23 protein-coding genes are annotated in these 23,727 nt (G+C 64.3%); 16 read left to right on the forward strand and 7 right to left on the reverse strand.

The genetic code is table 11. From position 1 onward, the window contains the following. Positions 1-5 precede the first annotated feature (5 nt). The 5 genes from BI347_RS10820 to aroQ all read right to left on the reverse strand — a co-directional run bounded on the left by BI347_RS10820 (position 6) and on the right by aroQ (position 4,427). Positions 6-1,094 carry a DUF3426 domain-containing protein gene (locus BI347_RS10820; RefSeq protein ID WP_071115872.1) on the reverse strand — a complete coding sequence of 363 codons (1,089 nt, stop codon included), beginning with the start codon at positions 1,092-1,094 and terminating at the stop codon, positions 6-8. Beyond that, a complete protein-coding gene (gene prmA, locus BI347_RS10825) occupies positions 1,091-1,987 on the reverse strand; it encodes a 50S ribosomal protein L11 methyltransferase (RefSeq protein WP_071115873.1) in 897 nt (298 codons plus the stop codon). The genes BI347_RS10820 and prmA overlap by 4 nt, the downstream gene beginning before the upstream one ends. Then, positions 1,987-3,342: an acetyl-CoA carboxylase biotin carboxylase subunit gene (gene accC, locus BI347_RS10830; protein WP_071115874.1), complete on the reverse strand. Its 1,356-nt coding sequence runs from the start codon at positions 3,340-3,342 to the stop codon at positions 1,987-1,989. Before accC ends, prmA begins: the two co-directional genes overlap by 1 nt. Positions 3,343-3,463: 121 nt before the next feature. After that, positions 3,464-3,919, reverse strand: a complete 456-nt coding sequence (gene accB / locus BI347_RS10835) for an acetyl-CoA carboxylase biotin carboxyl carrier protein (protein ID WP_071112582.1) — start codon at positions 3,917-3,919, stop codon at positions 3,464-3,466. A 37-nt stretch (positions 3,920-3,956) separates the two neighbouring features. Further along, positions 3,957-4,427, reverse strand: a complete 471-nt coding sequence (aroQ, locus tag BI347_RS10840) for a type II 3-dehydroquinate dehydratase (RefSeq protein WP_193430969.1) — start codon at positions 4,425-4,427, stop codon at positions 3,957-3,959. Positions 4,428-4,696: 269 nt separating this feature from the next. Between aroQ and queA the strand changes: the two genes are divergently transcribed. From queA to BI347_RS10875, 7 genes are all read left to right on the forward strand, one after another. Further along, the gene (queA, locus tag BI347_RS10845; RefSeq protein ID WP_071112584.1) at positions 4,697-5,719 is read left to right on the forward strand and encodes a tRNA preQ1(34) S-adenosylmethionine ribosyltransferase-isomerase QueA; all 1,023 of its coding nucleotides are present in this window, start codon (positions 4,697-4,699) and stop codon (positions 5,717-5,719) included. A 72-nt stretch (positions 5,720-5,791) separates the two neighbouring features. After that, on the forward strand, positions 5,792-6,163 hold the full coding sequence (locus BI347_RS10850) for a gamma-butyrobetaine hydroxylase family protein (protein WP_071112585.1): 372 nt from the start codon (positions 5,792-5,794) through the stop codon (positions 6,161-6,163). A gap of 2 nt (positions 6,164-6,165) precedes the next feature. Further along, positions 6,166-6,900: a bifunctional demethylmenaquinone methyltransferase/2-methoxy-6-polyprenyl-1,4-benzoquinol methylase UbiE gene (ubiE, locus tag BI347_RS10855; RefSeq protein WP_071112586.1), complete on the forward strand. Its 735-nt coding sequence runs from the start codon at positions 6,166-6,168 to the stop codon at positions 6,898-6,900. Positions 6,901-6,919: 19 nt separating this feature from the next. Beyond that, complete coding sequence (locus BI347_RS10860) at positions 6,920-7,504, forward strand: ubiquinone biosynthesis accessory factor UbiJ (protein WP_071112587.1); 585 nt, start codon at positions 6,920-6,922, stop codon at positions 7,502-7,504. 8 nt (positions 7,505-7,512) lie between these two features. Then, positions 7,513-9,039 (forward strand): ubiquinone biosynthesis regulatory protein kinase UbiB, encoded by a 1,527-nt coding sequence (gene ubiB / locus BI347_RS10865; protein WP_071112588.1) that lies wholly within the window; start codon positions 7,513-7,515, stop codon positions 9,037-9,039. 216 nt (positions 9,040-9,255) lie between these two features. Continuing rightward, a complete protein-coding gene (locus tag BI347_RS10870) occupies positions 9,256-10,572 on the forward strand; it encodes an NAD(P)/FAD-dependent oxidoreductase (protein ID WP_071112589.1) in 1,317 nt (438 codons plus the stop codon). Positions 10,573-10,929: 357 nt separating this feature from the next. Further along, entirely contained in the window at positions 10,930-12,255 is a 1,326-nt protein-coding gene (locus BI347_RS10875; protein WP_239690862.1) for an MFS transporter, read from the forward strand. Here the strand turns inward: BI347_RS10875 and BI347_RS10880 are convergent. Beyond that, positions 12,252-12,620, reverse strand: coding sequence for an Mth938-like domain-containing protein (locus BI347_RS10880; RefSeq protein ID WP_071112591.1), 369 nt, complete (start codon positions 12,618-12,620; stop codon positions 12,252-12,254). The genes BI347_RS10875 and BI347_RS10880 overlap by 4 nt on opposite strands. A gap of 236 nt (positions 12,621-12,856) precedes the next feature. Between BI347_RS10880 and BI347_RS10885 the strand changes: the two genes are divergently transcribed. The 4 genes from BI347_RS10885 to thrC all read left to right on the forward strand — a co-directional run bounded on the left by BI347_RS10885 (position 12,857) and on the right by thrC (position 17,254). Then, on the forward strand, positions 12,857-14,089 hold the full coding sequence (locus tag BI347_RS10885; RefSeq protein WP_071112592.1) for a pyridoxal phosphate-dependent aminotransferase: 1,233 nt from the start codon (positions 12,857-12,859) through the stop codon (positions 14,087-14,089). 120 nt (positions 14,090-14,209) lie between these two features. Then, complete coding sequence (locus BI347_RS10890) at positions 14,210-15,520, forward strand: homoserine dehydrogenase (RefSeq protein ID WP_071115875.1); 1,311 nt, start codon at positions 14,210-14,212, stop codon at positions 15,518-15,520. Beyond that, positions 15,513-15,845, forward strand: coding sequence for a hypothetical protein (locus tag BI347_RS10895; protein ID WP_071112594.1), 333 nt, complete (start codon positions 15,513-15,515; stop codon positions 15,843-15,845). The genes BI347_RS10890 and BI347_RS10895 overlap by 8 nt, the downstream gene beginning before the upstream one ends. Continuing rightward, positions 15,845-17,254, forward strand: coding sequence for a threonine synthase (gene thrC, locus BI347_RS10900; RefSeq protein ID WP_071115876.1), 1,410 nt, complete (start codon positions 15,845-15,847; stop codon positions 17,252-17,254). Before BI347_RS10895 ends, thrC begins: the two co-directional genes overlap by 1 nt. Before the next feature lie 81 nt (positions 17,255-17,335). Here thrC and BI347_RS10905 read toward each other — a convergent pair whose 3' ends face one another. After that, positions 17,336-19,441 (reverse strand): autotransporter outer membrane beta-barrel domain-containing protein, encoded by a 2,106-nt coding sequence (locus BI347_RS10905; protein ID WP_083338821.1) that lies wholly within the window; start codon positions 19,439-19,441, stop codon positions 17,336-17,338. A gap of 144 nt (positions 19,442-19,585) precedes the next feature. Here BI347_RS10905 and flgA point away from each other — a divergent pair, with 144 nt between their 5' ends. From flgA to BI347_RS10930, 5 genes are all read left to right on the forward strand, one after another. After that, complete coding sequence (gene flgA / locus BI347_RS10910) at positions 19,586-20,263, forward strand: flagellar basal body P-ring formation chaperone FlgA (protein ID WP_239690863.1); 678 nt, start codon at positions 19,586-19,588, stop codon at positions 20,261-20,263. 76 nt (positions 20,264-20,339) lie between these two features. After that, a complete protein-coding gene (gene flgM / locus BI347_RS10915; RefSeq protein WP_071112597.1) occupies positions 20,340-20,639 on the forward strand; it encodes a flagellar biosynthesis anti-sigma factor FlgM in 300 nt (99 codons plus the stop codon). 42 nt (positions 20,640-20,681) lie between these two features. Further along, positions 20,682-21,146, forward strand: a complete 465-nt coding sequence (locus BI347_RS10920; RefSeq protein WP_071112598.1) for a flagella synthesis protein FlgN — start codon at positions 20,682-20,684, stop codon at positions 21,144-21,146. Between the two features lie 143 nt (positions 21,147-21,289). Then, on the forward strand, positions 21,290-22,210 hold the full coding sequence (locus BI347_RS10925; RefSeq protein WP_071112599.1) for a CobD/CbiB family protein: 921 nt from the start codon (positions 21,290-21,292) through the stop codon (positions 22,208-22,210). Between the two features lie 122 nt (positions 22,211-22,332). Next, on the forward strand, positions 22,333-23,697 hold the full coding sequence (locus BI347_RS10930) for a DEAD/DEAH box helicase (protein WP_071112600.1): 1,365 nt from the start codon (positions 22,333-22,335) through the stop codon (positions 23,695-23,697). Positions 23,698-23,727: the final 30 nt, after the last annotated feature.

Genomic DNA, 23,727 nt, shown 5'->3' on the forward strand with positions numbered 1-23,727 from the left:
CATGTTCAGGGATAGAACCAGTACAGGCTGTATCCCATCGCATGCACCTTGCCGGCGTCCAGCCGCATGGTGATCTTCACTTCGCTGTTGGAGTTGAAGCGGCCCGGCTTCAAGTCGTCCGGCTTCAGGTATTCCTTGGGCGCGAACACCTTGCGGATCAGCACCTGATCGTCGCTGTCCTTCAGCGTCACCTCCAGCATCGGGAAGGCTTGAGCGTACTGGGCGTGGTTCTTCAGCGTGGCGGACAGCTGGATCAGGTTGGGGTAGTCCGGCACGAAAGCCAGTTCCGACCACTCGGTGCGGATCAGCCCGATATCGGTCGGCCAGGGCACCTGGCAGTCCAGCGCGCGGCACATATTCTCCAGTGCCGGGCGCATTTCCGGCACTTCCGCCGCGATGCGGGTGCGGTTGATGTAGATCAGTTGCGCGGCCAGGAACAGCACGCCCAGCACGGCCAGCATGGCCAGCACGCCGTTCAGCCAGGGGCTGGGCGGCTTGTGGTGGGCGGCTTCCTCCTCTTCCTCGGCGTCGGCATCGGTGAACAATGGCGGCTCGATCGCCGGCCGCTGCGGTTTGGCTTCGGTTTCCGCCGGGCTTTCCGCGCGGCGGCGGCTGCCGAAGACGTCCGGCTCGGCAGCAGGCAGTGGCGGCTCGTCAAACGGATTGCCGATGGGCGTGGTGATCTGGCGGTTCTGCATGGCTTCCGCCAGCGCGCGCTGGAACTCTTCCAGCTCCGCTTGGGCGGGTTCCGGCTCGGCCGCCGGCGTCGCCGGGATGGCGGCGGCGGACGGGGCGGTCAGCGGGCTATCGGTTGCGATTGCGAGGTCTGGATGGTTGTCTTGCGGATCGAAATCCGGCACTTCCAGCTCGAAATCGTCGATGGGGTCGCGTCCGGAGCCGTGCGCGGCGTGGTCGGGAGCGGGGGAGGGCTCGGCAACCGGCTCGGGCGCCGGCTGCGTGACGACAAAATGATCCGGCGCCTTGAACACATGTGAACAGCGCCCGCAACGCACCAGTCCATTGGCTGCGGCTAACTGGCTGTCATTGACCTTGAAACGGGTCTGGCAGTTGGGGCACTGTGTCGTATATGTCATACCGTGGCGCGTCGGGTTCCTGTCAATCGAGTCCATCCTTCGTCGAATACCGGCGCATCCATCTCAAACCACTGGTTGTAGATGGCAGACAGTTCGTCGGCCTGTTCGGCGAGGATGCCGGAAAGAACGATTCTACCACCGGTTTTGACATGGCTAGACAGCAGCTCGCCGAGCATGCGCAGGGGATTGGCCAGGATGTTGGCCAGCACCACGTCGTAGGCGGCTTGCGGATTCTGGTCCGGCAGGAAGAAATCGGCCTTGACGCCGTTCTGCTCGGCATTGTCCTGGCTGGAGCGCACCGCCTGCGCATCGATGTCGATGCCGATGGCGGAGGCCGCGCCCAGCTTCAGCGCGGCAATGGCCAGGATGCCGGAGCCGCAGCCGTAGTCGAGCACCGATTCGCCGCCCTTGAGTTGCTTGTCCAGCCATTGCAGGCACAGCCGGGTGGTCGGGTGGCTGCCGGTGCCGAAAGCCAGGCCCGGGTCCAGCTGCAGGTTGACTGCGTTGGGCTCCGGCGCGTCGTGCCAGGTCGGGGTGATCCACAGCCGGTCGGAGATGCGGATCGGTTCGAACTGCGATTGCGTCAGGCGCACCCAGTCCTGCTCCTCCACCCGCTCCACCTTGTAGCCGGGCATCGCCAGCTGGCAAGCGTTGGCCGCGGCGGCGATCAACAGCGCCACGTCGGCGCTTTCGTCGAACAGGGTGATGATGCGGCTCTGGCTCCACAACTGGTCCACCGGTTCGCCCGGCTCGCCGAAGATCGGCTGTTCGCGGTCGGTGCCGGCCCAGGCGTCTTCGATCGCGGTGGACAAGGCGCCCGCGTCCATCAGCGCGTCGGCCAGTTTTTCCGCGATGGCGGAGTCGGAATCAATGGTGGCTTGCAACCATGCCATCAGGCTTCCCCTTTTTTCTGCTGCAGGCGGTGTTCCAGATAATGGATGCTGGTGCCGCCGCGCTGGAAGGCCGCATCCAGGAACAGTTCCTGGTGCAGCGGGATATTGGTCTTGATGCCGGAAATCGCCATTTCCGACAGCGCCACGCGCATCCGCGCCATCGCCTGCTCGCGGGTGTCGCCGTAGGCGATCAGCTTGCCCACCATCGAATCGTAGTGCGAGGGTACGGTGTAGCCCTGGTAGATGTGCGAGTCGATGCGGATGCCGGGGCCGCCGGCCGGGTGATAGCTTTCTATCTTGCCTGGCGACGGAATGAAGGTGAACGGATCCTCGGCATTGATGCGGCATTCCATTGCATGGCCGTGCAGCATGATGTCTTTTTGCTTATAGCGCAGTTTCTCGCCGGCGGCGATGCGGATCTGCTCCTGCACGATGTCCACGCCGGTGATCATTTCGGTCACCGGATGCTCCACCTGCACGCGGGTGTTCATCTCGATGAAGTAGAACTCGCTGTTTTCGTACAGGAATTCAAAGGTGCCGGCGCCGCGGTAGCCGATGCGGCGGCAGGCTTCGGCGCAGGCTTCGCCTATCTTCTGCCGTTGCTTGTCGGTGATGCCCGGGGCCGGCGCCTCCTCGATGATCTTCTGGTGGCGGCGCTGCATCGAGCAGTCGCGCTCGCCCAGGTAAATGGCGTTGCCGTATTCGTCGGCCAGGATCTGGATTTCGATATGGCGCGGTTCCTGCAGGAACTTCTCCATGTATACGGTGGGATTGCCGAAAGCGGCGCCGGCTTCGGTGCGGGTCATCTGCACCGAGTTGATCAGCGCGCCTTCGGAGTGCACCACGCGCATGCCGCGTCCGCCGCCGCCGCCCGATGCCTTGATGATCACCGGGTAGCCGATTTTCTTGGCGATCTTGACGATTTCCGCCGGATCGTCCGGCAGCGCGCCTTCGGAACCGGGCACGCAGGGTACGCCGGCGGCGATCATCGCGTTCTTGGCCGACACTTTGTCGCCCATCTCGCGGATGGTGTCCGGGCGCGGGCCGATGAAGACGAAGCCGGACTGCTCGACGCGTTCGGCGAAGTCGGCGTTTTCCGACAGGAAGCCGTAGCCGGGATGGATGGCCTGGGAGTCGGTGACCTCGGCGGCGGCGATCAGCGCCGGCACGTTGAGGTAGCTCTTGCCGCTGGGCGCGGGGCCGATGCAGACCGATTCGTCGGCCAGCTTCACGTATTTGGCTTCGCGGTCGGCTTCGGAGTGCACGACCACGGTTTTGATGCCCATTTCACGGCAGGCGCGCTGGATGCGCAGCGCGATTTCACCACGGTTGGCGATCAGAATTTTTTCGAACATGGAATTTCTCCGCGATCTGGCCCCGGCCAGGCGTGTCGCCTGGGGGCCGTTGCTGTCACGTCAAACGACAAGGGCACAGACCTTGGCCGTGCCCTGAATCTCGCGATGTCGTCCGAGTGCTTTACTCGATGACGAACAGCGGTTCGCCGTATTCCACCGGCTGGCCGTCTTCCACCAGGATGGCTTTCACCACGCCCGAACGGTCGGCTTCGATCTCGTTCATCAGCTTCATCGCTTCGATGATGCACAAGGTATCGCCGGCGTTGACGCTCTGGCCCACTTCGACGAAGGACTTGGAGCCGGGGCTCGGCGAGCGGTAGAAGGTGCCGACCATCGGCGACTTCATCGCGTTCTTGTCGCTGGCGGCGGGCGCTGCGGCTTCGGCAACCGGAGCCGCCGCAGCGGCTGGCGCGGCCGACGGCGCAGCGTACATCTGCGCCATCGGTTGGGCGTAAACCTGCTGGTTGGCGGATACGCGGGTGATACGGACTTTTTCTTCGCCCTCGGTCACTTCCAGTTCGGCGATGCCGGACTCTTCGACCAAGTCGATCAGTTTCTTCAGTTTACGCAGGTCCATTGTCAATCCTTCAGAATGGGATGTTCTGTAACGGTGGTCAGGCTTGCGCGGCAAGATGCCGTACGGCGTGCGCAAGCGCCAGCTCGTAACCGTGGGCGCCCAGCCCGCAGATGACGCCGACCGCCAGATCGGAAAAATACGAATGCTGGCGGAACGGCTCGCGGGCGTGGACGTTGGATAGATGTACTTCAATGAACGGCAGCTTGACCCCGGCCAGCGCGTCTCGCAGCGCGACGCTGGTGTGGGTGAAGGCCGCCGGATTGATCAGGATGAAGGCGGTGCCGTCATCCAGACATTGGTGTATGCGTTCTATCAATACATGCTCGGCGTTGCTCTGCAACGCCGATAAGGCAAAACCAGCCGACTTGGCCTGTTTGACCAAGCGCTGATTGATGTCGTCAAGGGTGTCCCGGCCATAGTGTTGAGGTTCCCGCGCCCCAAGCAGATTGAGGTTAGGGCCGTGCAGCACGAGGATGGATCGGCTCAAAGCCTGACTCCTGTTTTTCATCTTGGCCGCGAGTTTGCCGCAATTCGCCGCAAAATGTCCAGCATTTGCGGAATTTAAAACGGTTGTTTAGGCAAGGCTGGCCGCGGCCAAACACTGATTTTAGAGTGAAAGCATTAGATTTTAAGGGGAAAATCATTGTGGCATGTTTGCAATATGTAAATGGAATATCGGCGTCGGTCAAGCCTGCCCAAGCGACGATATGATGCGCGGCACTGTGCCGGGCGGGTTGGCGCGGGTATAATTTGCCGATTCTGAATGATTGTTCCCGTATGCAGCTCTCCGACTTCGATTACCACCTGCCTGAGGCATTGATTGCCCAGCATCCGCCCGCGGTTCGCGGCGCCAGCCGCCTGCTGCACGTGGACGGCATGAACCTGTCCGACCAGACTTTCGCCGATCTGCCTGCCAGATTGCAGGCCGGCGATCTTCTGGTGTTCAACGACACTCGCGTTATCCGCGCACGGCTGTTCGGCGAGAAGGCCAGCGGCGGCAAGATAGAGGCGCTGATCGAGCGCGTGCTCGACGACCACACCGCGCTGGCGCACGTGCGCTCGTCCAAATCGCCCAAACCGGGCAGCCGGCTGATCTTCGCCGGCCGCTGGGAGGCGGAGATGGTCGAGCGCCAGGGCTCGCTGTTCAAACTGCGCTTCCTGGCCGAGGACAAGCTGTTCGACATTCTGGAGGCCTCCGGCAAGCTGCCGCTGCCGCCTTATATAGAGCGCAGCGCCGAAGGCGACGACGATGAGCGCTACCAGACCGTCTACGCCCGCGAGCAGGGCGCGGTGGCGGCGCCTACCGCCGGCCTGCACTTCACCGACGAACTGCTGGCCAAGCTGCAGGCCGAGGGCGTGGAAACCGCCTTCGTCACGCTGCACGTCGGCGCCGGCACCTTTCTGCCGGTGAAGGTGGAGAATGTGGCCGAGCACAAGATGCACAGCGAGATCTACGAAATCCCGCAGGCGACGGTGGACGCGATCGCCCGCGTCCGCGCCCGCGGCAACCGCGTGGTGGCGGTGGGCACCACCAGCGTGCGCGCGCTGGAGTCCGCCGCGCGCGGCGGCGACCTGGCGGCCGGCCGCGGCGAGACCGACATCTTCATCACGCCAGGTTACCGCTTCCGCGTGGTGGACCGCCTGCTGACCAATTTCCATCTGCCCAAGTCCACGCTGCTGATGCTGGTATCGGCGTTCGCCGGTTACGACGAGATTCGCCAGGCCTACCGTCATGCGGTGGAACAGCAATACCGCTTCTTCAGCTATGGCGACGCCATGCTGTTGGAGAAAAAAGACTAAGGTTTCCTTATGAAGGCGCCGGGGGGCACTGCCCGTCCGGTCTGACGCAGTCGAACCAACAGAAAGCAAGCCATGTCCATAGCCGTTCCCAACGCTGCCCAGCCGATGGAAATCCAGCTGCACGCCGTGTCCCGGGTGCTGGAAATCGCCTTCGACGACGGCGCCCGCTTCGAGCTGCCGTGCGAATACCTGCGCGTCCACTCCCCGTCGGCGGAAGTGCGCGGCCACGGCGTCGGACAGGAAACCTTGCAGGTGGGCAAGCGCCATGTCGGCATCACCGCGCTGGAACCCATCGGCCACTACGCGCTGAAGATCACTTTCGACGATGGCCATGACAGCGGCTTGTACAGCTGGAGCTATCTATACGAGCTGGGCGCCAGGCGCGACCAGTACTGGCAGCAATATCTGGATAAGCTCGCCGCCGCCGGCGCGAGCAGGGAGTGAGCATGGACAAGAGCACGCATTTCGGTTTCAAGACCGTCGACGAAAGCGAGAAGGCCGGCAAGGTGGCCGAGGTGTTCCATTCGGTGGCCGGCAAGTACGACGTGATGAATGATCTGATGTCGGGCGGCCTGCACCGCGTCTGGAAGCATTTCACCCTCACCACTTCCGGCGTGCGCGCCGGCGACAAGGTGCTGGACATCGCCGGTGGCACCGGCGACCTGGCGCGCGGCTGGGCCAAGCGCGTCGGCAAGACCGGCGAAGTCTGGCTGACCGACATCAACAGCTCGATGCTGACCGTCGGACGCGACCGCCTGCTGGACGAGGGCGTGATCCTGCCGGTGTCGCTGGCCGACGCCGAGAAGCTGCCGTTCCCGGACAATTACTTCGACGCGGTGTCGGTGGCTTTCGGCCTGCGCAACATGACCCACAAGGACGCGGCGCTGAAAGAAATGTGCCGGGTGCTGAAGCCGGGCGGCAAATTATTCGTGCTGGAGTTCTCCAAGGTGTGGAAGCCGCTGGCGCCGTTTTACGACTTCTACTCGTTCAAGGCACTGCCCATCATGGGCAAGCTGGTGGCGAACGACGCCGACAGCTACCAGTATCTGGCCGAATCCATCCGCATGCATCCGGACCAGGAAACCCTGAAGCAGATGATGCTGGACGCTGGTTGCGGCAAGGCCGACTACCACAATCTGACAGGCGGCGTGGTGGCGCTGCACAAGGGCTTCAAGTTCTGACCTCAGCCGGGAGCGCGCGATGGCCATCCAGATAGCAGCCTTCAACCATCTGCTGAACCAGCATCCGGCGCGGCGCGCCGAACTGGCGGCTCACGTTGGTCGCCGGGTGGCGATTGTCTTGCCGCCGTTGGAAGTGGCCGGGGTGATTACCGATGACGGCTGGCTGGCCGCCTGCGCGGGCGAGCCGGAGGCGAGGCTCAGGCTGCGCCATGGCGCGCTGTTGTCGCAGTTGTCCGGCCAGCCCCCGCAGCTGGCTGACATCGCGCTGGAAGGCGACACCGAGCTGGCGACCGCTCTGGGCCGTATCGTCGGCCAGTTGCATTGGCATGCCGGCGAAGACCTGTCGCGGGTGTTCGGCGACGTCGCCGCGCAGCGGATCGAGACCCTGGCGCGCGGCCTGTTCGGTTTCAAGGGCCAACTGGCCTTCCGCCTGGCGGAAAACTGGGTGGAGCATCTGCGCGAGGAAGCGCCGGTGCTGGCCAGCCGCCATCTGGTGGGCCGCTTCGTCGCCGAGGTGGACCATCTGCGCGATGACGCCGGCCGGCTGGACAAGCGCCTGGCGCGGCTGGAAGCCGCGCTCAATAAACAGAATTCCCAGACCTGACGGACTTTATGTCGATATCGCGTTCGCTGAAGATAGTTGCCACCCTGTACCGCTATGGTCTGGACGATTTCCTCGAGGGCCACTCCAAACTGGCCTTTTTGCACAGGCTGTTTGCCCTGTGCCCGGTGAGCCGCGACGTCAGCGCGCCGCTGCCTGAGCGGGTGCGGCTGGCGCTGGAAAGTCTGGGGCCGATCTTCGTCAAGTTCGGCCAGGTGCTGTCCACGCGCCGCGACCTGCTGCCGCCGGAATATGCCGACGAGCTGGCGCGCCTGCAAGACCGGGTGCCACCGTTCGACGGCGCATTGGCGCAGCAGGTGGTGGAGGCCAGCCTGGGGCGCAAGCTCGATCAAATCTATGTCGATTTCAATCTGACGCCGGTGGCCAGCGCCTCGGTGGCGCAGGTGCACAAGGCTTGGCTGAGGCAGCCGGATGGCGGCCGCGGCCGCGAAGTGGCGGTGAAGGTGCTGCGCCCGGGCATCCTGCCGGTGATCGAGCAGGACTTGTCGCTGATGCGCACGCTGGCCGGCTGGGTGGAGAAGCTGTTCGCCGACGGCAAGCGGCTGAAGCCGCGCGAGGTGGTGGCTGAGTTCGACAAATACCTGCACGACGAACTGGACATGATGCACGAGGCGGCCAACGCCTCGCAGCTGCGGCGCAACTTCAAGGGTTCGCAGCAACTGATCGTGCCGGAAGTGTTCTACGACTATTCCAGCCGTGACGTGCTGACGCTGGAGTGGATGCACGGCATCCCGGTGGGCCAGGTGGACAGGCTGCGCGAGGCCGGAGTCGACCTGAAGAAGCTGTCCCGTTTCGGCGTGGAGATTTTCTTCACCCAGGTGTTCCGCCACGGCTTTTTCCACGCCGACATGCATCCGGGCAATATTTTCGTCGCGCCGGACGGCCGCTATATCGCGTTGGATTTCGGCATCGTCGGCAGCCTCACCGACACCGACAAGCACTATCTGGCGGTGAATTTCCTCGCCTTCTTCAACCGCGACTACCACCGCGTCGCCACCGCCCACATCGAGTCCGGCTGGGTGCCCAAGGAGACCCGGGCGGAAGAGCTCGAGGCGGCGGTGCGCACGGTGTGCGAACCCATTTTCGAGAAGCCGCTGTCGCAGATCTCGTTCGGCATGGTGCTGCTGCGCCTGTTCGAGACCAGCCGCCGTTTCAACGTGGAAATCCAGCCGCAGCTGGTGCTGCTGCAGAAGACGCTGTTGAACATTGAAGGCCTGGGCCGCCAGTTGGACCCGGAACTGGACTTGTGGGACACCGCCAAGCCCTTCCTCACCAAGTGGATGAACGAGCAAGTGGGCTGGCGCGGCCTGCTGCGCACCTTGAAGCACGAGGCGCCGCAATGGGCCACCACGCTGCCGACCTTGCCGCGCAAGCTGAACGAGGCGCTGGGCTCCGGCACCACCGAACTGCTGGTGGAGGGCTACATCCAGCTGATGCGCGAGCAGAAGCGGCAGAATTTCCTGCTGATGCTGATCGCCGTCCTGCTGGCGGGATTGCTGGCCAAGGTGCTGTGGTAGACCGGCGATGCCCGCCGCGAGAAAACCGTCCATTCCGCATTGAATGGGCGGTTTTTTCTTTTCCGGTCCGGTCGCGCGGCCGGGGCGGCGAACGGCGCAAAATCAGCCGATTGGCATGACCTTGCCATGGCATGGTGCTAATTATCGCGCGGGTAGCTTGGCGCCGGGAAAAATGCGGTAACCTTGATCAAAGTCACTGCTAATAAGGAGCTGCTTATGTTAAGCCGCAACGCGGCCTTGCCGCGCATCGTCATCGTCGGGGGCGGGGCCGGGGGGCTGGAGCTGGCCACCCGGCTCGGACGCAAGCTGGGAGCGCGCCACCGCGCGCAGGTGGTGCTGGTGGATGGTTCGCCCACCCACATCTGGAAGCCGCTGCTGCACGAGGTGGCCACCGGCGCGCTCAATACCGGCGAGGACGAGGTCAACTATTTCGCCCACGCCTTCCGCAACGGCTACGACTTCGAGTTCGGCTACATGCAGGGCCTGGATCAGGCGCGGCGCACCATCAGGCTGTCCGCGATAACCGGCAGCGACGGCCTGCCGCTCAGCCCGGAACGTGAAATCGGTTACGACTGGCTGGTGCTGGCGGTGGGCGCCGAGGCCAATGACTTCGGCACCCCCGGGGTGGCCGAACACGCGATGTTCCTCAATACTCCCGCCGACGCCGAAAAACTGCGCCACCGCGTGCTGGAGCAGGCTTTCCGCTGCAGCAACGGCGCAGCGCCTGGCAAAGCGCTCAGCATCGCCATCGTCGGCGGCGGCGCCACCGGCGTGGAACTGGCGGCCGAGCTTAACCATACCATGTGCGAGCTGCACCATTACGGCGCGCGGCTGCAGCCGGAGCGGGTGAGGATCAGCGTGATCGAAGGCGCCGACCGCATCCTGGCCGCCGCGCCGCCGTCGCTTTCCGCCTATGCCGAGGAGCAACTGGCGGCCAAGCGCATAGGCGTGCTGAGCAACAGCCGGGTGGCGGCGGTGGAGGCCGACGGCGTGGCGCTGAGCGATGGCCGCAAGATCGAGGCCGACATCACGGTGTGGGCGGCCGGCGTCAAGGCGCCGGGCTGGCTGGCCAGCCTGGACGGTCTGGAGGTCAACCGGGTCAACCAGCTGGTGGTGGACGCCCGGCTGCATTGCGCCGGCGGCGACTGCGTGTACGCGATGGGCGATTGCGCCGCCGCGCCGGACGGAGACAGCGGCCGCTTCCTGGCCGCCACCGCCCAGGTGGCGCACCAGCAGGCGCGCTATCTGGCCGACGAGCTGGAGCGCCGCCTGGCCGACAAGCCGGCGCGGCCGTTTGTCTTCAAGCCGCAGGGCATGATGGTGTCGCTGGGCAAGCACACCGCGGTGGGCAGCCTGGCGGCGCTGGTGGGCCCCAAGCGCGATTACCATGTGGAGGGGCGCGGCGCCAAGCTGATCTACGCCTCGCTGTACCGGATGCACCAGGCGGCGGTGCACGGCTGGATGCTGGCGGTGCTGCTATTCATCGGCGACAAGCTGCGTCGGGCCGCAAGGCCTGCGTTGAAGCTGCATTGAGGGCAATTTCTGCCTGCGCCGCGGCTTGAGGGCCGAGATCCTTGCATCCATGGCATGAATGTTTTGAATGGTTTGCCGGGGTTTCTCAGGCCGTTGGGGCGGCCTGGGGGTGCCAGGGGGCTGGCCGCGCAGCCCCCTGGCACATCGGGCGGGCGGAACCGCCATCAAAATCATCGTCCGCGCAGCGGACTCCACGCTGATATGGCTACGCGGGAAATGCGGCCCGCTGTTTCCGGCGGCTAGTTGAGCGTTTGTCCGAGACCTTCTAAGTTGTCGTCCCCTTGCTGCGCCGCAGCTTGACCCGGCCTCCCGCTTCCCCGATGCTGTCTTGACGTATGCATAAGTCGGCGAGGGGATATGGCGGCATCGATAGAAGTGGGGCAGTGGCTGAACCAGCGGCCGCTGGGGCGTTTCCAGCTGCGGCTGCTGGTGCTGTGCGGACTGTGCATGATATTGGACGGTTTCGACGTGCAGGCGATGGGCTATGTCGCGCCGGCCTTGCTGGAAGACTGGGGCGTCGCCAAGGCGGCGTTGGGGCCGGTGTTCAGCGCCGGCCTGTTCGGCCTGCTGCTGGGCGCGCTGCTGTTCGGCGCGCTGGCCGACCGCATCGGCCGCCGCCCGGTGCTGCTCGCCTGCACGCTGCTGTTCGGCATCGGCATGCTGGCGACTGCGGCGGCGCAGACGCTGCCGCAATTGATGCTGCTGCGCTTGCTCACGGGCATCGGCCTGGGCGGCATCATGCCCAACGCGATGGCCCTGGCCGGCGAATACAGTCCGGCCGCGCGGCGCGCCAGCCTGATGATGCTGATCTCCTGTGGATTCACCGCCGGCGCCTTGCTGGGCGGCCTGTTGGCGGCCTGGCTGATTCCGGCCCACGGCTGGCGCTCGGTGTTTCTGGCGGGCGGCGTATTGCCGCTGCTGTTGTGGTTGCCGATGCTGCGGGCCTTGCCGGAGTCGGCGCAGTTTTTGCTGCTGCGCGGCCGCGCGGCGCAGGCTGCGCGCTGGCTGCGCAAGATGGCGCCCGAACTGCCGGCGGATGCCCGGCTGTGGCTGGATGAAAAGCCGTCCGCCAGCAGCCCGGTGGCTGCGCTGTTCGCCCAGGGGCTGGCGCGGCGCACGCTGCTGTTGTGGCTGCTTAGTTTTCTCAACCTGATCGTGTTGTACTTCCTGTCCAACTGGATGCCGTCCTTACTGCGCGCGCAGGGTCTGACCATGCGGCACGCGCTGCTGGCCGGCAGCATGTTGCAGTTGGGCGGCGTGCTGGGCACCTTGAGCATGGGCTTCTGGATAGATCGGGACGGCTATCGCCGCGTGCTGCTGGCCGGTTTCCTGGCGGCGGCACTAGGGCTGTGGCTGCTGGGGCGGACCGAAGGGCAGGCGCTGTGGCTGTTCATCCTGCTGTTCGGCACCGGCTTCGCCATCATCGGCGGCCAGCCAGCGGTGAATGCGCTGGCGGCCAGCTCCTATCCCACCGCTCTGCGGGCCACCGGCGTCGGCTGGAGCCTTGGGGTGGGCCGCATCGGCTCGGTGCTGGGCCCGGGGTTGGGCGGAGTGCTGATAGGCCTGGGTTGGAATCAGCAGGCCTTGTTCGGCCTGCTTTCGCTGGTGGCGCTGGCTTCGGCGGCGGCGGTGTGGGCTTACCACCGCCAGGGCGGCAAGCCGCAGCGGCAGGGCGCGGCCTAGATCGCCAGCAGCGCCGCCACCACGCGGCGGTCTTCCGCCAGCAGGATGTTGAAGGTGCGGCAGGCGGCCTGGGTGTCCATGCATTCCACGCCGATGCCGGCCTGGGTCAGCGCCGCGTACAGCCGCGGGTGGACGAAGCGCTGGCTGGCGCCCGAGCCGAACAGCACCACTTCCGGGCGGTAGGCCAGCAGCGTCTCGAAGTGCTCCGCGGCCAGGCTGGCGAAGTCCGGCGCGCTCCAGGCGGCAAGCTGATCCGAACTGACGATCAGGTTGCCGTCGTGGCGCTGGGCGTTGATCAGCACATGGCCGGCGCCGTAGCCGGTGAACAGGTTTTTGCCTTGTCCCAGCGACTGGTGCATTTTCATCGGAATGGCTCCCTTGGCAGTGGTTTGCGGCCACCGCGCGGCGCATCTGGCGGCGCTCGTGCAGTGCACCAAAGATTGGGATAGGATTATACCCAGACCCGGGGCTCAAGCGACCACGCCCTGAATGTGGCTTTAGCCGCCGGGCGGAACAAAGAGATCCCATGAAACAGCAACCACACCGCCACAAGCATGCCGTCCCGTCCGGCGGGCGGCCAGATACGGAAGTCGCCGCCGCCATGCAGCCCGTACATAAATCGCAGAAACTCGCCAACGTCTGTTACGACATCCGCGGCCCTGTGCTCGAGCATGCCAAGAAGATGGAGGACGAAGGTCACCGCATCATCAAGTTGAACATCGGCAATCCGGCGCCGTTCGGCTTTTTCGCGCCGGACGAGATCATCGAGGACGTGATCGTCAACCTGCCGGCGGCGTCGGGCTATTCCGACTCCAAGGGCCTGTTCGCCGCGCGCAAGGCCATCATGCATTACGCGCAGCAGAAGCATCTGCCGAATGTGGCGATGGACGACATCATCGTCGGCAACGGCGTGTCCGAGCTGATCGTGATGGCGATGCAGGCGCTGCTGGACAACGGCGACGAAGTGCTGGTGCCGGCGCCGGACTACCCGTTGTGGACCGCCGCGGTGAGCCTGGCCGGCGGCAAGGCGGTGCATTACCTGTGCGACGAGGAGCAGGGCTGGTTCCCCAGCATCGCCGACATCCAGGCCAAGATCACCCCATCCACCCGCGCCATCGTCATCATCAACCCCAACAACCCCACCGGCGCGGTGTATCCGCCGGCATTGTTGCAGCAGATCGTCGAAGTGGCGCGAGCGCACCAGCTGATCATCTACGCCGACGAAATCTACGACAAGGTGTTGTACGACGCGGCCAGCCATACCTCCATCGGCTCGCTGGCGCCTGACTTGTTCGTGGTGACCTTCAACGGCTTGTCCAAGAACTACCGCGCCTGCGGCTACCGCGCCGGCTGGATGGTGCTGTCCGGCGAGAAGAAGCACGCCCGGGACTATATCGAAGGCCTCAATATGCTGGCCTCGATGCGGCTGTGCGCCAATGTGCCGTCGCAGTATGCGATCCAGACCGCGCTGGGTGGTTATCAGAGCATCGAAGACCTGGTGTCGCCGGGCGGGCGGCTGGCGCGCCAGCGCGACCTGGCCTACAAGTTGCTGACGGAAATTCCGGGCGTATCCTGCGTCAAGCCGCAGGGCGCGCTGTATCTGTTCCCCAGGCTCGATCCCAAGGTCTATCCGATAGGCGACGACCAGCAGTTCATCCTGGAACTGCTGCAGCAGGAGAAGGTGCTGCTGGTGCAGGGCAGCGGCTTCAACTGGATTGCGCCGGATCACTTCCGCGTGGTATTCCTTCCCAATACGGACGATCTGGTGGAGGCCATCGGCCGCATCGCCCGTTTCCTGGAAAACTACCGCAAGCGCCACGGCAGCGCCGTGTAAGCGCCGGACGGCGGGGAGGCCGGCGGGCCTTTCCCCGCCCGAGGACCGTCCGGACAGGACGCGCCTGTCCAGACGGCCTTTGGCCGGAACAAGAATCAAGGGACTAAACGGAGACATAATATGAAACCGATCAATATCGGCCTGATGGGCGTGGGCACGGTGGGCGGCGGCACCGCCACGGTGCTCAAGCGCAACGCCGGCGAGATTTCCCGCCGCGCCGGGCGCGAAATCCGCCTGATCCAGGCGGCCAACCGCGACCGCGCCCGCGCCCAAGCGGTGCTGGGGCCGGATGTGCCGGTGGTGGCCGACGCGCTGGAAGTGGTCAACAACCCCGACGTCGACATCGTGGTCGAGCTGATCGGCGGCGACACCATCGCCAAGGAACTGGTGCTGAAGGCGATCGCCAACGGCAAGCATGTGGTCACCGCCAACAAGAAGCTCCTGGCGCTGCACGGCACCGAGATCTTCGCCCGCGCGCAGGAAAAGGGCGTGATGGTGGCGTTCGAGGCGGCGGTGGCCGGCGGCATCCCCATCATCAAGACGCTGCGCGAAGGCCTGGCGGCCAACCGCATAGAGTGGATCGCCGGCATCATCAACGGCACCTCCAACTTCATCCTGACCGAGATGCGCGACAAGGGCGCCAGCTTCGCTGACGTGCTGGCCGAGGCGCAGAAGCTGGGCTATGCCGAGGCCGATCCCACTTTCGACATCGAGGGCCACGACGCCGGCCACAAGCTGACCATCATGGCGGCGCTGGCCTTCGGCATCCCGATGCAGTTCGACCAGTGCTATCTGGAAGGCATCAGCCAGCTCGACGGCCGCGACATCCGCTACGCCGAGGAACTGGGCTACCGTGTGAAACTGCTGGGCCTGACCCGCCGCACCGACAAGGGCGTGGAGCTGCGCGTGCATCCGACGCTGATCCCGGAGAGCCGGCTGATCGCCAATGTCGACGGCGTGATGAACGCGGTGCTGGTCAAGGGCGACGCGCTGGGGCCGACGCTGTACTACGGCGCCGGCGCCGGCGCCTTGCCCACCGCCTCGGCGGTGGTGGCCGACATCGTAGACATCACCCGGCTGCTCACCTCCGACCCAGAGCACCGCGTGCCTCATCTGGCTTTCCAGCCGGATCAGCTGCAGGACCTGCCCATCCTGCCGATAGCCGAGGTGACCAGCTCGTATTACCTGCGCATCGGCGCGATAGACCGCGCCGGCGTGTTGGCCAACATCACCCGCCTGCTGGCGGAAAACGGCATCTCGATCGAGGCGCTGATCCAGAAAGGATCGGTGTCCGACGGCACCGCCGAAGTGGTGATCCTCACCCACCGGGTGCAGGAAAAAGCGATCAACCATGCCATCGCCGGCATAGAGGCGCTGGACAGCGTGGCTGGCAAGGTGGTGCGTTTGCGGATGGAAGAATTGAATGACTAGGTATTGGCAAGCCGGCCTGTGCGCCGCATTGTTCACCGGTTTCGCCGCGGCCACGCCGCTTAGCCCGGGGCAGCACCAGCTGCTGCAGGGCTTTCTGATGCGCGGTTGCGTCAAGCGCACGCCGGCCTCGGACGGTGTCGGCCTGCCCGGCAACGAGCAGGTGCAGCGCTATTGCCAGTGCGCCAGCGAAAAGCTGGCCAGCACCTTCACTTCGGAAGAGGTGATGGGGGTGGTCACCGGCCAGATCAAGAAAGACGATCCGCGCGGCAAGCAGCGGCTGAAGGAAGCCTCCGCCGCCTGCGGCCAATACCTGGAACAACATTGATGCGATATATCAGTACTCGCGGCGCGATGGCGCCGCTGCCGTTTTCCGAAACCGTGTTGCTGGGCCTGGCGCCGGATGGCGGCCTGCTGTTGCCGGAACGCTACCCGCAGATCAGCCGCGAACAGCTCGACGCCTGGCGCGGCCTGGGCTATGCCGAATTGGCGTTCGAGATCATCCGCCTGTTCGCCGACGACATCCCGGACGCCGACCTGAAGGGCATCGTCCAGCGCGCCTACCGGCCCGAGCTGTTCGGCAGCGCGGCCATCACGCCGCTCAAGCGCCTGCATGACGGCATCGCCATCCTGGAATTGTCCAACGGTCCGACGCTGGCCTTCAAGGACATGGCGATGCAGTTCCTCGGCCAGCTGTTCGAATATGTGCTGGCGCGGCGAGGCGAAACGCTGAATATCCTAGGGGCGACGTCGGGCGACACCGGTTCCGCCGCCGAATACGCGATGCGCGGCAAGGCCGGCATCAATGTGTTCATGCTGAGCCCAGATGGCAAGATGAGCGCCTTCCAGCGCGCGCAGATGTACAGCCTGCAGGACGGGAACATCCATAACATCGCCATCCAGGGCATGTTCGACGATTGCCAGGACATCGTGAAGGCTGTGCAGAATGACCATGCCTTCAAGGCGAGTCACAGGATAGGCACCGTCAACTCCATCAATTGGGCGCGCATCGTCGCCCAGGTAGTGTACTACTTCAAAGGCTATTTCCAGGCTACGGCCGGCAACGACGAGAAGGCGAGCTTCTGCGTGCCGTCCGGCAACTTCGGCAATGTCTGCGCCGGCCACGTCGCGCGGCGGATGGGCTTGCCGATCGACCGGCTGATCGTCGCCACCAACGAAAACGACGTGCTGGACGAGTTCTTCAAGAGCGGCCGCTACGCGCCGCGCGGCAGCGCCAATACCTGGGTGACCTCCAGCCCGTCCATGGACATCTCCAAGGCGTCCAATTTCGAGCGCTTTGTGTTCGATCTGCTGGGCAGCGATGGCGCGGCGGTGGCCAAACTGTGGGCCGAGGTGGACGCTGGCCGAGGTTTCCAGCTGGATGCGGAGCAGATGCGACGGGTGAGCGACGAGTTCGGCTTCGTCTCCGGCAAGAGCGCGCATGCCGACCGCCTGGCCACCATCCGCCAGTTGGACTCCGAGGACGGCGTGGTGGTGGACACCCACACCGCCGACGGCATCAAGGTGGCGCGCGAACTGCGCCGCGCCGGCGAGAATATCGTCTGCCTGGAAACCGCGCTGCCGGCCAAGTTCGCCGATACCATACGCGAGGCGCTGGACCGCGAGCCGCCGCGTCCGGCCGGCTTCGAGGGCCTGGAGACCCTGCCGCAGCGGGTGACGGTGCTGCCGGCGGAGGCCGGCTTGGTAAAGGCCTATATCGAGCAGTCGCTGGAATAATCCGCTTCCGCCGCAGCTTAAGCGGCAGATAAAAAAACAGGCTCCGAATCCGGAGCCTGTTTTGCATGGCGCAGATATGGATCAGAACGATACGGCCACGCCGATGTTGCCGCCGGTCTGGTTGCCGCCGCTGCGGCCGCTGGTGAGCGAGAATTGGCCGTAGGCGGTGACGGTTTTGTTGAAGTTGGCGCTGACCCCGGCGGTCCACTCCATCCAGTTGGCGCCCGCCTTGCCGATATCGGTAGTCCAGTCGCCGACCGTGGTGGCCAGGCCGGCGGTGATGTTGCGGTCGTCCTGCTGGAATTCGTGGGCGAAGCTCACCTTGGCGTAGGGACTGAACTTGCCGACATCGGCATCCAACTGCCAGCCGATGCGGCCCACCAGCGAGCTGGCGTTCTGTCCGCCGAAGGCCATGCTGCTGCTGTTGCCGCCCTGCTCGGTGAAGCCGGCCACCTTGACATGGGCGTAATCCAGGCCAGCGACCGGACCGGTGGTGAAGTTGCCGTACTGCAGGCGATAGCCGCCGCCGACACGCAGGCCGTACTGGGTCTGGCGGCTGCTGCCGTTGATCTGTACCTGCGTCGGTCCCAGGATGACGGCGCGGCTGGTGTCCAGATCGCCGGAACCCAGGTGAATGTCGCCGTCCACCCAGAATTTGTCCTGGTTGTAGCTGACGAGGCCGGACATCAGTGTGGTGCGATCATCCACGCTGCCCGGCGTGCCGGTGCTGGTGATGTCGGTCTTGCCCTGCTGGCGGGACATCGCCAGGCCTATGCTCAGCGCCGGGCTGGCCTGATAGTCCAGACCCAGGGTGTACAACTGGCCCTTGGGTTTTGCCGTCATGCCGCTGTAGCCGACCTTGTCGTCGCTGAAGGCGCCGTCGACAAAGGCGCTGACGGTGCCGACCGCGCGCTTTTGCGAGCGGATGGCCTGGTAGCGGCTGTCCAGCGCGCCGCCCAGCTGGCGGGCGTTGTTCAGGGCTGAGTCAGGCAGCGCCGCGGCGTAGTAAGGCGCCTGCAGCAGGCCGTAGACGTAGTCGCCGATGATCTGGTGCGCGGCCGGAGTGGGGTGTAGGCCATCAGTGAATACATAGCTTTGAGGGTAGGTGGCTTGCGAGCAGGTAATGGCGCTGGTGACGCAGGCCGAACCGAGTATGTTGGTGAAGCCGTACTTGCCCGGGTTGGCGGAGATTTCGGTCATTAAGCCGGCGATGTTGGCGCGGACTATGCCGTGTTGCTGGTTGTTGCCCAGCAAGGCGTTGTCGACCTGGGAGTTGTAGAGGCTGCTGAGAGTCTGCAGGCCGCCAAGGGCGGCATTGTAGGTGGAGGTCAGCGTTGTTATTGAGTCCGGCAAGCCCATGGAGGCATTCGCGGCGGCGATGGCTTGCTGGGTCAGTGTCGCCTGGTTGCTTTGGGTGGCGTTGCCGCTGCTCAGCACCTGCCATGCCGCGCTGACAGCGTTGTTGACATAAGTGTTTAGCGCGGCTCCGGACAAGCCTCCGACCGTGCCGGCCTTGGTGGCGACACCCTGAACGATTTGATAAAGCGTGAGCGGAGTCGATGCCAGGCTGGGCACGTTGGGTACGATGATGGTTTTGGCGCCGGCGCTTTGCAACTGGCCGATCACCGAGCTGGCGGTGGCCGCGGACGTGGCGGTGAGCCTGGCTGCAGCTGTGCCTGAGCTGTCGCTGGTCAAGGTGCCTGCGGCTGCCGCGATGTCGTTGCCGCCGATCCAGACGGAGTACAGCGCGTTCGGGTCGGCCTTGCCGCCGGTGCTGGCGAGGTAGGCGGCGGTTTGCTGCGGCAGTTCCTGAATCAGCAAGGTGCCGCCAGGGCCATATTGCTCAACCGAGCCGTTGCTGCCGGTGGTGCCGGGAAACTGGGTGATGGATTGATAGGTCTGGGCAACCGCCCCGCCTTGGGCATAATTGTTGCCGCTGTTGCTGGTGGCGCCGTTCAGCGGATTGTTGGATAGCGATTGCAGGCCATAGTGGCCGGTGAGCACATTAGTCCAGTTGGGGCCGTTGCCGGTGGTCCAGCGGGCGCCGGCCGGCAGGCCCGATTGGCCGCCGAAGGCGCCGACATCGGACAGGCTGTCGCCGAAGAAATAGATGTTGCTGTAAGCATTTGCGGCGGCCGGCAGGGCTAGGGCGGTGGCCAGGGCGAGAGCGGTCAAGCGACTACGCATTGTGTTTCTCCTCGGACGAACGATTTATGTTTTCGTCTTATTTAGTGTCAAGAGTCTAAGCTCTATTCAAACGATTATTCGAATGTTGCCGATGCTTGTCAATCGCCATCGCTCAGCCATGGCGGCTTGCGCTAAAATAAAAGCATGCGAAGATTAATTCTGTGGTTTTGCTGTCTGTTGGCTACCATGCCGGCATGGGCCGATGGCGTTCAGAACCTTGCCCAACTGGAATGGCTGGCAAACCAGTTTCTCAAACACGAACTGGAGTTGCGCGCTGCCACCTGGAAGTTGGGCCAGTTGGACAGAAGGCTGGCCTTGCCGGCCTGCAGCCGGCCCAAGGCGGATTGGGCGACGCCGGGAGTGACCACCGGCGCGACTTTTGTCGCGGTGTCCTGCCCGGATCTGGGGTGGTCGCTGCGGATTCCGGTCAGCATCAACGAGAAGCGACTGGGAGTAGTCCTGAGCCGGCCGATGGCCGCCGGCGAAATGATCAGCGCCGCCGATGTCAGGCTGGTGGATATCGCCAATCCGGCGTTGGCGAGCAATGTGCTGGTGGACTTGAATCTGGCCATCGGCCAGGTGATGAGGACCGGGGCGCCGAGCGGGGCCTGGCTGCGAAGTTTCATGGTGCGGGCGCCTTATCTGGTGCGCAGCAACCAGCAGGTGAAGGTGCAGGCGCAGGGCGATGGCTTCGCCGCCGAAGCCGAAGGCATGGCGATGGGAAACGCCGCGCAGGGCGAGCAGGTGACGGTCAGGTTGAGCAATGGCAGGGTAGTACGCGGCACGGTGCAGGCCGATGGCAGCGTGGCCGTGATTTTTTGATGAGAAAATAGTTCAAGAGATTGTTTTTTCGGTCGATAATAGGATCAGTTGAGATTAGCTACGGGAAGGCCAGGCCATGAAGATCGATAATTCGGGCAAGCTGTCGGGAACCTACAGCACCCAGAGCAAGACCACCGCCCGTGCGCCGTCCAGTTCGACCAGCAGCGCAGGCAGCAGCAGCGACAGTGTGCAGATCAATTCCGTCGCCAGCCGCCTGAGCGCCATCGGCAACGATCCCAGCTCTCAGCAGCCGGCGTTCGACGCCGCCAAGGTGGAGTCGATCAAGTCCGCCATCGCCAACGGCAGTTTCAGCATCAATCCGGACAAGATCGCCGACGGGCTGATTTCCTCGGCTCAGGAACTGTTGCAGGGTTGAGGTTGATCCGTTTACGGACAAGCAGCGCAAAGAAGCAGGAATATGTCTGTCATTGATGAGTTCGTACAGCTGTGCCGGGACGAGGCCAACTCGGTGTCCCGGCTTGTCGTCTTGCTGGAACAGGAGCAGGCGCTGCTGATCCAGGGCGAGGAGCACAAGCTGGAGGAATTGGCCGACAGCAAGAGCGGCGTGCTGGACGAGCTGGCGCAGCAGTCCGCCGCGCGCGGTCGCCTTATGTCGGCCTTGGGCGTGCTCGACCGCGACACCCTGTACATCTGGCTGGCGGACAAGCCGCCTGCCTGCGAGGCGTGGACGTGGCTGGAAGACGCCGTCAACCGCGCGCAGAGCATCAATCAGCTGAACGGCAGCTTCGTCAGCGAGAAGCTGGCCGTGATTGAGGAGTCGCTGCTGGTGCTGCGCACCGCCGCCGCCGCCACGCTGGGGTACGACCGCGGCGGCAATCAGCCGGATGTGGTTAGCGGCCGCCGCCTCCTGGGTTCCGCTTGAGACGGCGCCGCAGAGGACAAACCAAGGGCGCCTTGTCGGCGCCCTTTGTCATGGATCGGGCGCGGCGGCATCATTCGGTGGGCGGCGCCGCCGCCTTTATGGTATCTTCCTCAGCGGTCCCGTGAAAATCACCTCCAGAAACCATGACCCTGATTTCCCTGATTCTTGCTCTGGCTTTGGAGCAACTGCGACCGCTCGGCAATCGTAACCGGGTGTGGTTGTTGTTTACCCGATATGCCAACCATCTTGAGCGCAACCTGAATGCCGGCGCCGAGCGCCATGGCGTGCTGGCCTGGTTGGTCGCCATCGTGCCCGCGCTGCTGCTCAGCCTGCTACTGTTCTATTCACTGAAGGCGGTGAGCCCGCTGCTGGCGCTTGCCTTCAATGTGCTGGTGTTGTATCTCACCATGGGCTTCCGTCATTTCTCCAGCGCTTTTTCCGAGATATCGCAGGCGCTAGCCGAAGGCCGGGATCTGGATGCGAGACTGGCGCTGTCCAACTGGACCGGTTTGCCGACGGCTGAGCTGTCGGTGGAGGAGATTTCCCGTCTGGCGATCGAGCAGGGCATTCTGGACAGCTACCGTCATGTATTCGGCACCATGTTCTGGTTTGTGTTGTTGCCGGGACCGTCGGGCGCTTTGTTGTACCGCTTGTGTTCTATGCTGAATCAGAAGTGGGGCAGCCGCAACGCCGCAGAGGATCCGTTCGGTTTGTTCGCCGCCAGAGTGGCGGGTTGGCTCGATTGGATGCCCGTCAGGCTGACCGCTGCCGCTTTCGCCATCGTCGGCGATTTTGAAGACGCGATCTACTGCTGGCGTTCGCAGGCGAGGACCTGGGGCAACTACGCCAACGGCATTCTGCTGGCTTCGGCGGCAGGAGCCTTAGGAGTTAAGCTGGGCGATCCGCTGCGGCAGGATTACTCGGTGAAATACCGGCCGGAGCTGGGCCTGGGTGATGATGCCGATCCCAGCTATCTGAAAAGCGCGGTAGGCTTGGTGTGGCGTTCGGCCCTGCTGTGGCTGGCCGTCACCCTGCTGATCAGCGTGGCCAGCCGCATGGGCTGACGATGGAGTTGCCGCCCTTTGGGCGGCATTTGATTTATCTGCCGCCGGTTTACTTAATGAACATCGGGGCGCGTTGACGCATCAGGCGCAACGTGCCCTTACGTATTGCAGGAGTGTGTTACATGTTGTTTTCCGAACTCGGCCTGTCGCCGGAGATCCTGCGCGCCATCGAGGAGCAGGGCTATAGCCAGCCGACGCCGATCCAGGAGAAGGCGATCCCGCTGGTGCTGTCCGGTCGTGACTTGTTGGCCGCTGCCCAGACCGGCACCGGCAAGACCGCGGCCTTCATGCTGCCCATCCTGGAACGACTGAAGAAATTTGCCAATACCAGCGTTTCGCCGGCGATGCATCCGGTGCGCGCGCTGGTGATTTCTCCTACCCGCGAACTGGCCGACCAGATCGGCGAAAACGTAAAAAGCTACACCAAATACCTGCCTCTGCGCGCCACCACCGTCTACGGCGGCATGAATATGGACCCGCAGACCCAAGAGTTGCGCCGCGGCGTGGAAATCCTGATCGCCACGCCGGGTCGTTTGCTGGACCACATCCAGCAAAAGAACCTGCAGCTGGGCAAGGTGGAAGTGCTGGTGCTGGATGAAGCCGACCGCATGCTGGACATGGGCTTCATCCAGGATATCCGCAAGATCATGAGCATGCTGCCCAAGGAGCGCCAGACCCTGCTGTTCTCCGCGACTTTCGCGCCGGAGATCAGGCGCCTGGCCGCCGACTTCATGCGTTCGCCGCAGACGGTAGAGGTGGCGCGCCAGAACGCCACCAACGACCAGGTGGAACAGCTGGTGTTCAAGGTTGACGCGTTCAAGAAGCGCCAGGTGCTGGCGCATCTAATCCGTTCGCGCGATATGAGCCAGGTGATCGTGTTCTGCAAGACCAAGATCAGCGCCGACCAGCTGGCGCGCGATTTGAAGCGCGACGGCCTGCAGGCCGAGGCCATCCATGGCGACAAGACCCAGGGCGCGCGGCTGGAGACGCTGGCGTCGTTCAAGGATGGCGAACTGCGCGTGCTGGTGGCCACCGATGTGGCGGCGCGCGGCCTGGACATTTCCGAGCTGCCGTACGTGGTCAACTATGAAATGCCCAATTCGCCGGAAGACTATGTGCACCGCATCGGCCGCACCGGCCGCGCCGGCGCCAAGGGCGTGGCCATCTCCCTGATGAGTCCGGATGAGACCCGCCAGCACGAGGCGATCGAGAAGCTGACCCGCCAGACGCTGACCCCGCAGAATGTCGATGGTTTCATGCCGGTGCCGCAGCCGGCGCGGCCGAAGCCGGCTGCGCGCGAGCAGAGCATGCGCGAGCCCATGCGCGAACCGGTGGTGCGCGAGCGCGAAATTCCCGCCGCGCCGGCGCTGACCGGCAATGGCGAGGGTCTGAAGCAGGCTCGGCCAGCCCGCCGCAGCCGCAAGACCAGGCGTGAAATTCCGGCGCTGCTGCTGCCGCCGCGCTACAAGGTGGAAATCATCCGCTAAGCCTGTTAACAAACCCCGCCGCCAGCGGGG

It is taken from the genome of Chromobacterium sphagni (genome assembly GCF_001855575.1).
Taxonomy (GTDB): Bacteria; Pseudomonadota; Gammaproteobacteria; order Burkholderiales; family Chromobacteriaceae; genus Chromobacterium; species Chromobacterium sphagni.

What these genes read in the sequence shown, in the direction of transcription:
- BI347_RS10920 (WP_071112598.1), top strand. Translation starts at nt 20,682, where the DNA reads ATGTCTGTCATTGATGAGTTCGTACAGCTGTGCCGGGACGAGGCCAAC.
- flgA (WP_239690863.1), top strand. Translation starts at nt 19,586, where the DNA reads ATGCGAAGATTAATTCTGTGGTTTTGCTGTCTGTTGGCTACCATGCCG.
- ubiE (WP_071112586.1), top strand. Translation starts at nt 6,166, where the DNA reads ATGGACAAGAGCACGCATTTCGGTTTCAAGACCGTCGACGAAAGCGAG.
- BI347_RS10880 (WP_071112591.1), bottom strand. Translation starts at nt 12,620, where the DNA reads ATGAAAATGCACCAGTCGCTGGGACAAGGCAAAAACCTGTTCACCGGC.
- prmA (WP_071115873.1), bottom strand. Translation starts at nt 1,987, where the DNA reads ATGGCATGGTTGCAAGCCACCATTGATTCCGACTCCGCCATCGCGGAA.
- accC (WP_071115874.1), bottom strand. Translation starts at nt 3,342, where the DNA reads ATGTTCGAAAAAATTCTGATCGCCAACCGTGGTGAAATCGCGCTGCGC.
- BI347_RS10890 (WP_071115875.1), top strand. Translation starts at nt 14,210, where the DNA reads ATGAAACCGATCAATATCGGCCTGATGGGCGTGGGCACGGTGGGCGGC.
- queA (WP_071112584.1), top strand. Translation starts at nt 4,697, where the DNA reads ATGCAGCTCTCCGACTTCGATTACCACCTGCCTGAGGCATTGATTGCC.
- BI347_RS10895 (WP_071112594.1), top strand. Translation starts at nt 15,513, where the DNA reads ATGACTAGGTATTGGCAAGCCGGCCTGTGCGCCGCATTGTTCACCGGT.
- BI347_RS10820 (WP_071115872.1), bottom strand. Translation starts at nt 1,094, where the DNA reads ATGACATATACGACACAGTGCCCCAACTGCCAGACCCGTTTCAAGGTC.
- accB (WP_071112582.1), bottom strand. Translation starts at nt 3,919, where the DNA reads ATGGACCTGCGTAAACTGAAGAAACTGATCGACTTGGTCGAAGAGTCC.
- ubiB (WP_071112588.1), top strand. Translation starts at nt 7,513, where the DNA reads ATGTCGATATCGCGTTCGCTGAAGATAGTTGCCACCCTGTACCGCTAT.
- BI347_RS10850 (WP_071112585.1), top strand. Translation starts at nt 5,792, where the DNA reads ATGTCCATAGCCGTTCCCAACGCTGCCCAGCCGATGGAAATCCAGCTG.
- BI347_RS10905 (WP_083338821.1), bottom strand. Translation starts at nt 19,441, where the DNA reads ATGCGTAGTCGCTTGACCGCTCTCGCCCTGGCCACCGCCCTAGCCCTG.
- BI347_RS10860 (WP_071112587.1), top strand. Translation starts at nt 6,920, where the DNA reads ATGGCCATCCAGATAGCAGCCTTCAACCATCTGCTGAACCAGCATCCG.
- BI347_RS10870 (WP_071112589.1), top strand. Translation starts at nt 9,256, where the DNA reads ATGTTAAGCCGCAACGCGGCCTTGCCGCGCATCGTCATCGTCGGGGGC.
- BI347_RS10885 (WP_071112592.1), top strand. Translation starts at nt 12,857, where the DNA reads ATGCAGCCCGTACATAAATCGCAGAAACTCGCCAACGTCTGTTACGAC.
- flgM (WP_071112597.1), top strand. Translation starts at nt 20,340, where the DNA reads ATGAAGATCGATAATTCGGGCAAGCTGTCGGGAACCTACAGCACCCAG.
- BI347_RS10875 (WP_239690862.1), top strand. Translation starts at nt 10,930, where the DNA reads ATGGCGGCATCGATAGAAGTGGGGCAGTGGCTGAACCAGCGGCCGCTG.
- BI347_RS10925 (WP_071112599.1), top strand. Translation starts at nt 21,290, where the DNA reads ATGACCCTGATTTCCCTGATTCTTGCTCTGGCTTTGGAGCAACTGCGA.
- aroQ (WP_193430969.1), bottom strand. Translation starts at nt 4,427, where the DNA reads ATGAAAAACAGGAGTCAGGCTTTGAGCCGATCCATCCTCGTGCTGCAC.
- thrC (WP_071115876.1), top strand. Translation starts at nt 15,845, where the DNA reads ATGCGATATATCAGTACTCGCGGCGCGATGGCGCCGCTGCCGTTTTCC.
- BI347_RS10930 (WP_071112600.1), top strand. Translation starts at nt 22,333, where the DNA reads ATGTTGTTTTCCGAACTCGGCCTGTCGCCGGAGATCCTGCGCGCCATC.